Origin of the sequence: Pseudoalteromonas sp. TB41, assembly GCF_000497975.1 — a bacterium.
Lineage (GTDB): Bacteria > Pseudomonadota > Gammaproteobacteria > Enterobacterales > Alteromonadaceae > Pseudoalteromonas > Pseudoalteromonas tetraodonis.
This window is the reverse complement of the sequence record NZ_AUTH01000052.1, coordinates 55,581-66,410: the sequence shown is the minus strand read 5'-3', so window position 1 is coordinate 66,410 and position 10,830 is coordinate 55,581. Positions and strand designations below refer to the sequence as shown.

The window sequence follows — 10,830 nt, the reverse complement described above, 5'->3', positions numbered from 1 at the left end:
TTGATAAGAATTAAAATTATCAGCAATTTCTTAGTTGGGATATCGCCAAGCGGTAAGGCACCAGGTTTTGATCCTGGCATTCCCAGGTTCAAATCCTGGTATCCCAGCCAACTTCTTCTACCAAAGAACGTTGTATAAGAAAACTCTGTTAAGAGTATAAATATAAGCCTGTATGCGGGAGTGGCGGAATTGGTAGACGCGCTGGATTTAGGTTCCAGTATCTTAGGATGTGAGAGTTCAAGTCTCTCCTTCCGCACCATGTTCTTAACTAGAACTAAAACTCATCCAAATTTAGAGTTGGGATATCGCCAAGCGGTAAGGCACCAGGTTTTGATCCTGGCATTCCCAGGTTCAAATCCTGGTATCCCAGCCAATTTGCACACTTCCTTGATTACTCTGTTCTACGACTTGCTAAATCCATTAATTTATATCTTTTCCTCTAGCTTTATAAATCAACATAATTTTTTTACCGGCATAAAAAAAGACCCAAATTTGAGCCTTTTATACCAATTCGCTTAATTAAGTGAGCTATTTTGAGGGTGGAAAAACGTGTTGATAGCTAGGCAAAAAATTCGCTATTTAGTTGTTCTAAATGAGTATTTTTTAACACAGGTAGCGACACGTTTAGCCCCTCAAAATGATTAAGTATTATTGCGGATTGGTATTATTAACTATTATTAACTATTATTAACTAAGCTCACCGCTTATTGCGTATTTCAGCACCCAGTTTTTTACCGGCCCTGTATTATTAGCTAACTTTAAAAATGTGCTGCGCGCCCATTTTAATGGGGCTATTTGATTTGAGAAACCAAAGTAGCAAGCATCCATCATACTCATCATTAATAAATTAGCGTTACGACGACTACGCTCGTATTCTTTAAGCATTAGCGGGCACCCTACATCATCAGCTGTACGTAACACTTCAGCTAAAGCAGCTACATCTTGAAAGCCTAAATTAACACCCTGTCCTGCCAGAGGATTAATGGTGTGCGCCGCATCACCCACTAAAACGAGTCTGCCTTGTGAATAATTATTGGCATGCTGCCTTGCCAGAGGAAATATAGCATGGCTTTGTACTTCAAAATCACCAGCAAGCTTTGGAAACTTTTCAATAATATGGGCTTTTAATTCGCTAGGTTGTAGGGCTTTAAATGCTTTGAGGGTATTTGCATCGTCATACCAAATTAAATTTGCATAAGGTGCTTTCATAGGTAAAAACGCAACAGGCCCTGTAGGTGTAAACTGCTGCCATGTTTTAACTTGTTGCGGTGCATCGAGCTTTATTAGCACGCCCATACAATGCTGCTGATATTGCCAACCAGTTATACCAATATTGGCTTTGCTGCGTAATTGTGATTGGCCACCATCCGCTGCAATGACTAAATCAGCAGTATAGCTTTGTTCGTTGTAGTGCAAGCTAATGCTGTCAGGGTTTTGCTCTATTGCCGTTAAAGCCGATGAAGGATTAATCATTTCAATATTATGTTGCACAAATTGCTGCCATAAACTGGCTTGAATTAGCTTATTTTCGATTAAATGACCTAAATGGGTGGTATTAATAGCATGACAATCAAATAATAAATGATCATTACCTCGTTCAAAGGTCTCTAATTGTTCATAGGGAGCCAATCTATTTGCTCGCAGTAATGGCATCGCACCGAGCTGATCAAGCAATTTTTCCGAAAAGCGATTAATAGCCGAAACACGTATATCAACGTCATCACTGTTAAGTACCTGTGGTGCATCTATTGGGTGTTTTTCAATAACACGTACGGCTTTGCCTTGTTGCGCTAATTTAATAGCCATAGCGGCACCAACCATGCCGCCCCCTACTACAATTACATTATTTTTAGCCATGTTTTTCATCATTTTAATTCTGACTTAACTCTGCTTAGATTATATCGTAATTAGTTTGCTCAGTGTGAGCGCTTCGCTTAATTCTATTATTAAACCCATACTATATTGATTTCAGATCACAAACATGAAATCTATACTTGGTTTTGAGCGTGTATCCAGCTAAAATACGCGTCCTTTAAGTCGAGCGAAATTTTAATAATTCCGCCACTTATACCTGTTTCTAGCACATATTTGTGCCACTATCGAATTGAACACGAGGCTATATTTCAATGAGCAAAAAGCTGCATATTAAAACCTGGGGTTGTCAGATGAACGAATACGACTCTCAGAAAATGGCTGATCTTCTAGATGCTACCAACGGCTATCAGCTAACTGAAGAAGCTGCTGATGCTGATGTTATCTTACTTAACACCTGTTCAATTCGTGAAAAAGCGCAAGAAAAAGTATTTCACCAACTAGGTCGTTGGAAGTTATTAAAAGATGACAAACCAGACCTTATTATTGGTGTAGGCGGCTGTGTTGCATCACAAGAAGGTGATTCAATTCGCCAACGTGCTCCGTTTGTAGATGTTATTTTTGGTCCACAAACTTTGCACCGTTTACCTGAGATGATTAAACAAGTACAAGGCGATAAAGGTTCATCTGTAGTTGATATTTCATTCCCTGAGATTGAAAAATTTGACCGCTTACCTGAGCCTAAAGCGGAAGGTCCTTCTGCGTTTGTATCAATTATGGAAGGTTGTTCTAAATATTGTACTTTCTGTGTTGTGCCTTACACCCGTGGTGAAGAAGTAAGCCGCCCTGTTGATGATGTATTATTAGAAGTTGCACAGTTAGCCGAGCAAGGCGTACGTGAAGTTAACCTATTAGGTCAAAACGTAAATGCATACCGTGGTGATACACACGATGGTGAAATTTGCTATTTCTCAGATCTAATTCGTTTAGTGGCTGCAATTGACGGGATTGACCGTATTCGTTACACCACCTCACACCCTGTAGAGTTTACACCAGACATTATTGATGCGTACGCTGATGTGCCTGAACTGGTTGATCACTTACACCTTCCAGTACAAAGTGGTTCAGACCGTGTTTTAAACTTAATGAAACGCGGCCATACTGCTCTTGAGTACAAATCAACAATTCGTAAGCTACGTAAAATTCGCCCTAACCTAAGCATGTCGTCAGATTTCATCATAGGTTTCCCAGGTGAAAGCAAGGCCGATTTTGAAGCTACCATGAACCTTATCAACGATATTGGTTTTGATATGAGCTTTAGCTTTATTTACAGCGCACGCCCAGGTACACCAGCAGCCGATTTGCCAGATGACGTAACCGAGCAAGAGAAAAAAGAACGCCTGTACTTATTGCAAAATCGTATTACGCAAATGGCACAGCAAATTAGCCGCCAAATGTTTGATACTGAGCAACGTATTTTAGTTGAAGGTCCTTCTAAGAAGAACCCGATGGAACTACGTGGCCGAACTGAAAACAACCGTGTAGTTAACTTTGTTGGCCCACACACAGTGATCGGTCAGTTTGTTGATGTACGTATTACCGAGGCACTACCAAACTCTTTACGTGGCGATTTAATTCGTACAGAATCAGAAATGAACTTACGCCGCGAAATTGCGCCTTCTGCTATTTTAACTAAAGCAGCGAGTGAGCAAAAAACCGAGACAGCTAACGAAATTGGCGTCGCTACTTTCGTACCTTAGTTGCAAAAATTCATTGCGCCAGTTAACGCTGGCGCACTGTAATAGGAAGTAATTTTGAGTAATCAGTTAAAAACATTAGAGATTTATTTAGAACCTGCCGACAACAAACGCCTTTCTTCATTATGTGGCCCGTTTGACGAAAACATCAAACAAATTGAACGCCGTCTAGGTGTTGAAATTATTCATCGTGATAACTTTTTTAAAGTAACCGGTAAACTACACAGTAGCGCCGGCGCGGTAGAGATCTTAAAAAACCTTTATATTGATACTCAACCTGTACGTGGGGAAATTGGCGAAATTGAGCCTGACAACGTACATTTAGCCATCACTGAGTCTAAAGCGCTTGAGCAAGACACCTCTAGTAGCGCCTATGGCAAAGAAATGATGATTAAAACCCGTCGTGGCGTTATTAAACCGCGAAACGATAACCAAGGCTTGTATGTTGCTAACATTTTGCACCACGACATTACCTTTGGTATTGGCCCTGCAGGTACAGGTAAAACCTATCTTGCTGTTGCAGCGGCAGTTGATGCACTAGAGCGCCAAGAAATACGCCGTATATTGCTCACTCGCCCTGCGGTTGAAGCGGGTGAAAAACTCGGCTTTTTACCAGGTGACTTAAGCCAAAAAATAGACCCTTACTTACGTCCACTTTACGATGCCTTATTTGAAATGCTTGGCTTTGAGCGTGTTGAAAAACTAATTGAAAAAAACATCATTGAAATTGCGCCATTGGCTTACATGCGTGGGCGCACACTCAATGATGCGTTTATTATTTTAGATGAAAGCCAAAATACCACCACAGAGCAAATGAAAATGTTCTTAACCCGTATTGGTTTTAATTCTAAAGCAGTGATCACCGGCGATATAACCCAAGTTGATTTACCTCGGGGTGCGCGCTCAGGTCTTCGCCATGCTATTGAAGTATTAGATGGCGTTGATGAAATTAGCTTTAATTTTTTCAAATCGCACGATGTAGTTCGCCACCCTGTAGTTGCACGCATTGTAGAAGCGTATGAGCGCAACGATGAGCGTGAACGCCTTAAGCGATTAGAGAAACAACAAGCCAAAGAAGCGCTCGCCGCTCAAGAGCAACCTGCGACTAAAGAGTAACACCGTGAAAACAGAACTTGATTTACAAATAGCGTGTGAGTTTGACAACTTACCTAGCCTCGAGCAGTTTGCCATGTGGGCCGATAAAGTGCTTAGCCAATACCGCGATGAGTCTGAGCTGACTATTGTTATTAGCGATGAAGAACAGTCGCAACAGCTCAATAATGACTACCGCGGTAAAAATAAGCCTACCAACGTATTATCGTTTGAATTTGAAGCGCCACCGGGTATTGATATCCCACTTGTGGGTGACTTAATTATTTGTCCAGCCATCGTTTTGGCTGAGGCGCAAGAGCAAGAAAAGTCATTTCATGACCACTTTGCCCATATGGTTATTCATGGATGCTTGCATTTACTTGGATTTGACCATATAAAGAGTGAAGATGCGTTAGAGATGGAAAGTATAGAAAAGCAATTACTTGCTGAACTAAACATAGCAGACCCATACCGGGACGATATTTAAATAAACGGAGCAATTAGACGTAATGAGCGACGATAACTCGCAATCTAGCCAGGGTTCTTCTGGCAGGACTTGGCTGGGCCGTATAACCCACATGTTGCAAGGGGAACCCCAGAATAGAGAAGAGCTGGTTGAGGTGATTGCCGATGCCCAAGAGCGGGATGTAATCGATCCTGAAACCAAAGAAATGATTGAAGGTGTGCTTGGTGTGTCTGAGCTTAAAGTGCGAGATATTATGATACCGCGCTCACAAATGGTCACTTTGGAAATTGATAGCCCGCTTGAAGAGCATATACCTATGATGGTTGACTCTACCCACTCTCGTTTTCCGGTTGTGTGTGAAGATAAAGACCATGTAGAAGGGATTTTACTCGCAAAAGACTTATTACCTCTCATTTTAAACAAAGATGAGCATTTACCATCGCTACGTGACTATTTACGTCCAGCTATGGTGGTGCCTGAAAGTAAACGGGTTGATACTCTGCTTAACGAGTTTCGTCAGCAACGCTACCATATGGCGATTGTGATTGATGAGTACGGCGGCGTATCTGGTTTGGTCACCATTGAAGATATTCTTGAGATCATTGTTGGCGAAATCGAAGATGAGCACGATGAAGAAGAAGAACAACAAGATATTCGTCAACTAGCTAAACATGTTTACGTTGTGCAAGCACTAACCCCTGTAGATGACTTTAACGAGCATTTTAAATCAGGCTATAGTTCGCAAGACGCCGATACTATTGGTGGTACCGTATTACATGCCTTTGGCCATATGCCGAGTCGTGGCGAAACCATTGATATAGACGGATTTCAGTTTAAAGTAACTAATTCTGATAACCGTCGTATATTACAACTGCAAGTCACCATTCCTAAGGCTGATGATAACGACAGTGAAGAAACTGCTAACTAGCCTCACCCTACTAGCAAAAGATAAAAAAGCATGGCTCGCACTGGTTGCGGGCCTTGTTTTGACTTTTAGCTACGCGCCTTTTGGTATTTGGCCAATTGTATTTTTTAGCTTGGCCGCATTTTTTTATTGTATCCCTGCAAACCTCACCGGAAAAAACCACGCTAAAACGGCGGCTAAATATGGCTTTATATTTGGTCTAGGCTGGTTTGGTGCAGGCATTAGCTGGGTGCATGTATCTATTGCCACCTTTGGTGGTATGCCACTTATCGCTTCCATTTCGTTAATGGTATTACTGTGCAGCTACCTTGCATTATTTCCTGCGTTGGCGCTGTGGGCAACCACTCGTTTTTCAAACGGCTCTATAAGTTTTGCAGCGCTACTACTCCCTTGTTTTGCGATTAGTGAGTATTTGCGAGCCAAGCTGTTAACCGGTTTTCCTTGGTTAAGCTTTGGTTATACACAAACCGACAGTCCACTGAATGCCCTTGCTCCTTTTATTGGTGAATTTGGACTCACGCTATTATGTATTGCCATTGGTTTTGCATTGTACAGCTTAACCCAAAAACAATATAAAGTGCCTGCTATTACCGCTGCTGTGGTTGTTTTAGCTTTCGTAGGTGCACATTTTACAAAGGCACCCCATTACTCCAATAAAGACCTTTCTGTGCTGCTTGTACAAGGTAATATAAAACAACACTTGCGCTTTGACCCCAGTGAGTTTTGGACCACCATGAGTAAGTATCAGGATATGACGCGCCGTCAGTGGGATGCTGATTTAATTGTGTGGCCTGAAGCCGCAGTCCCTGAAATAGAAGCCCTCGCTGATTCATATTTAGCAGGCTTAGACAGTGCCGCCTCATTTAATAAAACCGCGCTAGTAACGGGTATTGTCGATTACCAACGCGATACAAGAACCATTTTTAATACACTTATTGTGGTCGGTAACAAAGAGCAAAATGATGAACACGGCCACTATCGTTACTTAGATAGTAACCGCTATCAAAAGCATCAGTTATTGCCTATTGGAGAATTTGTTCCTTTTGAAGACATACTCCGCCCCATAGCGCCGTTATTTGATTTGCCTATGTCGTCGTTCTCTCGCGGTGATAGAGTGCAAAATAACTTACGCGCGAATGGCTTTAATCTACTGCCCGCTATTTGCTATGAAATAGTCTTTGCCGATTTAGTGCGGGGTAACTACAAAAGCGACTCTGATTTACTATTTACCGTAAGCAACGATGCCTGGTTTGGTGATTCAATCGGCCCCCACCAGCATATGCAAATTGCCCGCATGCGCGCCCTTGAACTACAGCGCCCATTGGTACGTGTTACCAACAACGGCATAAGCGGTGTATATGACCCCATAAGCCAAACACGCCAAACTATGCCACAGTTTGAAGCTACTACTCTCAAAGCCAATATAAAGCTCATACAAGGGGATAGCGTGTATAGCCAATACGGCAATATGGTTGTGTGGGGAGTAATGGTGTTGTTGGGTATGATTGGATTTGGGGTTAGGTTTAGCAAGTGAATGGAGTTGATAGCTGTCGGTTGTCAGCTATCAGTATATAAATACAACCCCAATAATTTAGTAAGATTTAAACATCAGGGTAATTTTTTATCCATTGATCAGTACACCCTCTTTCAAGATAAATTGAGATTGTTTTCTTTAAAAGACGACTTGTCATGTCCATTAATGCAGTTGTTCCCCCAGTAATTGCATTTTTCTCATAAATATAGCGACTTTCAATAAAGGTATGTCGATATCTTTCAATCAGTATCAATGAAAGGTCGCTTGAAAATTTATGCTTAATTGAAGTTGGTAACGCATTAAATAGATACACCAAATCATGTGCATTTTCTTTTTTATTAAGAACCTTAGCGTTAAATTGATATTTTTCGTTTATTAATCCATCATTGCTTACTACTTTGCAGTTAAAGCTTTTAAGTAATATCTCCAAAGCTAATGCTGCATTAGCTATCGAAATACTAATTGAATGACTCCACATAAGCTCTGATGCCTTCAAATATAGATATGATGTTTCAATCATATGAGGAGCTAAAACCCAATCATAGCTGTCATCGTTCATAGCCTTTCCTTAAAAATAATCTAAATATTTTTATTCTTATAAAACTAGGTTTCTAGTTACTTAATAATTCTTTAATCCCATAATACCAACTAAGTGCGGCGACTGTGCCATGGGTTTCATCTTCAAAATAACGTTGATTTATAACTAAATTATCGCTCGGGTGCGCTTTTAACTTTTTAGCAAACGCTAAACCCCATTGGTAATTTGTTTTACCAATTTCGCCAAACGCTTCGACATTATTTGCAAAGGTAAAATACACATTGCCGTTAAGCTGCTTATTTATAAATTGGTTATCATTAAAATAACGATTGAGGTAGTTATTATCCCACAGATAGGTTGCATCAATAATTAAGTAATCAGTAAATAGCGCATGGTTGGTAAGCAATACATAGCTGGCAAATAAGCCACCGAAAGACTCGCCAATTAATACGCGTTTAGTTGATGTCCGGTAATTTTTATTAATGAGTGGAATAAGTTCTTTTTCAAAAAAGGCGCTGTAGTTTAAGGCGTTGCCGATATTTTCAAATCTTTCTAGGAGTTTACCGTTAAATGTCCAATCAACATTGGTTGGGGTAAAGTCACGCTCTCTTATCGCATTTTTACTATTAGGAATGGCTACTATAATTGCTTGCTGTATTTGCTGCTCTAGCCGGTCCGTACTAAGTGTCTCTACTAGCCCAGCTACGGCTTTTAGATGTGTTTGGTCACCATCGAGCAAGTAAATAACTGGATATACTTTATTAGGGTTTTCATTATAGCTTGGCGGTAAATAAACGCTAAAGCTGCGTTGCTCACCTAAAATAACAGACGTAAGCTGATGCGTTTTTGCGAACACAATATTTTCTGACGCATACGAAACCATAATAAAATACAGATTAATAAATACAATTAATAAAGCTTTCATAACCATCCTTGTAATAAGAGCAAAATTAACTTTTAACAGTCTCTTCTACCGTTTGCACATTTACAACTTGGTTAATACTCCCTTTAATAACCACCGTGGCTGATATTTTATCTTGAATAGCTTGTCTGTTTGGGTCCCAGTACACTTGTAAAAAGCCTAACAAGCCGGTGGCAAAACCTGCGCCGTAACCACCGTAGCGGCCAAAACAATCAAGTAAACCCAGCGGTTCACCACTTAATGCAACCACTCGGGTGTTACAGAGCTTTTTACCAGGGGTTTGACCGCGCCATAATAAAGAAAACAGTGTGAAGTACACAGTCGCCCAGCCAAAACCCAAACCTAAATCTTGAATAATACCTTTACCCCACTGCAAAATACTGTGCGTGGTTGTTTGTGCGGGCTTATCTTCTATTAACTGCGCAAGCTTTAATTCATTATTTTCACCAAACACTAATAATTGTAAAAATGCTTTTGCAAGTTGTGGGTTTTGTAAGTCGTCCATTTCGGCTAATTTGGGTACTTGCCCTATCAAATTATCAAGCGCATTTTGTTGGCAAAGTTGCTCACAGCTTTCGTCGGCTGTTTGCACTAAGTAGGCATTTACCTGCTTTTTTTCTGTGGAGGTAAGCTGAATGTCATCCTGTATTTTTAAGCCTTTAACAGTTAAGCCTTGAACAGGGTCATCGCCTTCTAAGTAATCTATGCCAATTGAAAGCACAGCAAGAGCGCTTACAAATAAAATACTTGCTGCTACTATTTTTAATATTCTTCGCCACACACTCGACATTTTAGGAAGGTATTGCTGCGCCGTTCCTTTGTAAAAAGCCATCGCAGCAACGAATGCAATAATAGTCGCACTGAGCTTTGCAGCTATGAATATTAATGCAACATCAATAATCATAGCTAATGCGCGCCGAGTCGGCGAAGCCAAAGGCAAGCCAAGTAAAGCATTATCAACCTCAAAGGCATATGGCGTGATCACTTCTCGAGTTTCGGCTTTAGATAACGCTAATTGTTCTAATTCTTGTGCTTTCATTATTATACTTGTTATTAAAATAGGTAACGCGATTAAATTACGCGCTTTTTAATTTTTGCTCAAGCGAATAAAATGGATAACGAGAGTTCACATTGAAAATAGCCGCTAGGTGTAGATTAATTCTTAAAAGAGTGAACAATTAATCTATCGTATCGTATTAAATATAAAAGCTACGAGGAAGAGCTTATGACAACCAAACAACTCTCATCACTTTTCGTTTTTAACTTACTGTTTGCCACAACCGAGGCAAACGCCAATGCTCGCTGGTATGTAGTGAATGATTCGGTGATGGGTGGCATTTCTAATAGTCAGGTTTTGTATGAAAACGACAATTTAGTGTTTACAGGCAATGTATCGCTTGCAAACAATGGCGGGTTTGCTTCTATTCGAACGCTATTGGATGTACAAAGCCAAGACATCACTAAAATTATGCTACGTGTTAAGGGCGATGGTCAAACCTATCAATTACGTTTAAGAACCAATGAGTACATGGATGGTGCGGCTTATACCCGCTCGTTTAGTACCACAAAGAGCGAGTGGCTTAATATTGAGTTTTTACCTGAGGATTTTCAGCTTACTTATCGCGGCCGCTTACTTGAACAACAACCTACAATTAACTTTAAAGATGTAAGGCAGCTTGGGTTTATGATTGCAGGTAAACAGGCGGGAGAATTTAGGCTTGAGGTTGAAAAAATTGAGTTTAAAAACTAACTTTTCTGCGTACATTACAAGGTTAAATAACCTG

The 10,830-nt window shown here is 40.5% G+C and carries 10 protein-coding genes and 3 tRNA genes; 9 read left to right on the top strand and 4 right to left on the bottom strand.

Annotated elements, in window-relative coordinates:
• The first annotated feature begins 35 nt into the window (after positions 1-35).
• The 3 genes from L641_RS0107790 (at position 36) to L641_RS0107780 (ending at position 373) form a co-directional block, all read left to right on the top strand.
• Positions 36-110: transfer RNA gene (locus tag L641_RS0107790), tRNA-Gln, on the top strand.
• Positions 111-174: 64 nt separating this feature from the next.
• Positions 175-259 (top strand) — tRNA-Leu (locus L641_RS0107785).
• 39 nt (positions 260-298) lie between these two features.
• Positions 299-373: transfer RNA gene (locus L641_RS0107780), tRNA-Gln, on the top strand.
• 314 nt (positions 374-687) lie between these two features.
• Here the strand turns inward: L641_RS0107780 and L641_RS0107775 are convergent.
• The gene (locus L641_RS0107775; protein WP_029750353.1) at positions 688-1,869 is read right to left on the bottom strand and encodes an FAD-dependent oxidoreductase; all 1,182 of its coding nucleotides are present in this window, start codon (positions 1,867-1,869) and stop codon (positions 688-690) included.
• A gap of 257 nt (positions 1,870-2,126) precedes the next feature.
• Between L641_RS0107775 and miaB the strand changes: the two genes are divergently transcribed.
• From miaB to lnt, 5 genes are read left to right on the top strand one after another with little or no spacing between them, the layout of a single operon-like run.
• On the top strand, positions 2,127-3,572 hold the full coding sequence (gene miaB, locus L641_RS0107770) for a tRNA (N6-isopentenyl adenosine(37)-C2)-methylthiotransferase MiaB (protein ID WP_010388336.1): 1,446 nt from the start codon (positions 2,127-2,129) through the stop codon (positions 3,570-3,572).
• 54 nt (positions 3,573-3,626) lie between these two features.
• A complete protein-coding gene (locus L641_RS0107765) occupies positions 3,627-4,685 on the top strand; it encodes a PhoH family protein (RefSeq protein WP_024601601.1) in 1,059 nt (352 codons plus the stop codon).
• Between the two features lie 4 nt (positions 4,686-4,689).
• Positions 4,690-5,148, top strand: a complete 459-nt coding sequence (gene ybeY / locus L641_RS0107760; protein ID WP_010388332.1) for an rRNA maturation RNase YbeY — start codon at positions 4,690-4,692, stop codon at positions 5,146-5,148.
• Between the two features lie 22 nt (positions 5,149-5,170).
• The gene (gene corC / locus L641_RS0107755) at positions 5,171-6,055 is read left to right on the top strand and encodes a CNNM family magnesium/cobalt transport protein CorC (RefSeq protein ID WP_013465334.1); all 885 of its coding nucleotides are present in this window, start codon (positions 5,171-5,173) and stop codon (positions 6,053-6,055) included.
• On the top strand, positions 6,036-7,586 hold the full coding sequence (gene lnt, locus L641_RS0107750; RefSeq protein ID WP_024601600.1) for an apolipoprotein N-acyltransferase: 1,551 nt from the start codon (positions 6,036-6,038) through the stop codon (positions 7,584-7,586). Before corC ends, lnt begins: the two co-directional genes overlap by 20 nt.
• Before the next feature lie 67 nt (positions 7,587-7,653).
• Here the strand turns inward: lnt and L641_RS0107745 are convergent, their stop codons facing one another.
• Genes L641_RS0107745 through L641_RS0107735 form a run of 3 tightly spaced genes read right to left on the bottom strand, consistent with a single transcriptional unit; the run spans position 7,654 to position 10,085 of the window.
• Positions 7,654-8,145, bottom strand: a complete 492-nt coding sequence (locus tag L641_RS0107745) for a hypothetical protein (protein ID WP_024601599.1) — start codon at positions 8,143-8,145, stop codon at positions 7,654-7,656.
• Between the two features lie 52 nt (positions 8,146-8,197).
• Positions 8,198-9,049: an alpha/beta hydrolase-fold protein gene (locus L641_RS0107740; RefSeq protein ID WP_024601598.1), complete on the bottom strand. Its 852-nt coding sequence runs from the start codon at positions 9,047-9,049 to the stop codon at positions 8,198-8,200.
• A gap of 25 nt (positions 9,050-9,074) precedes the next feature.
• On the bottom strand, positions 9,075-10,085 hold the full coding sequence (locus tag L641_RS0107735) for an RDD family protein (RefSeq protein WP_024601597.1): 1,011 nt from the start codon (positions 10,083-10,085) through the stop codon (positions 9,075-9,077).
• 186 nt (positions 10,086-10,271) lie between these two features.
• Between L641_RS0107735 and L641_RS0107730 the strand changes: the two genes are divergently transcribed.
• On the top strand, positions 10,272-10,796 hold the full coding sequence (locus L641_RS0107730; RefSeq protein WP_024601596.1) for a CIA30 family protein: 525 nt from the start codon (positions 10,272-10,274) through the stop codon (positions 10,794-10,796).
• Positions 10,797-10,830 lie beyond the last annotated feature (34 nt).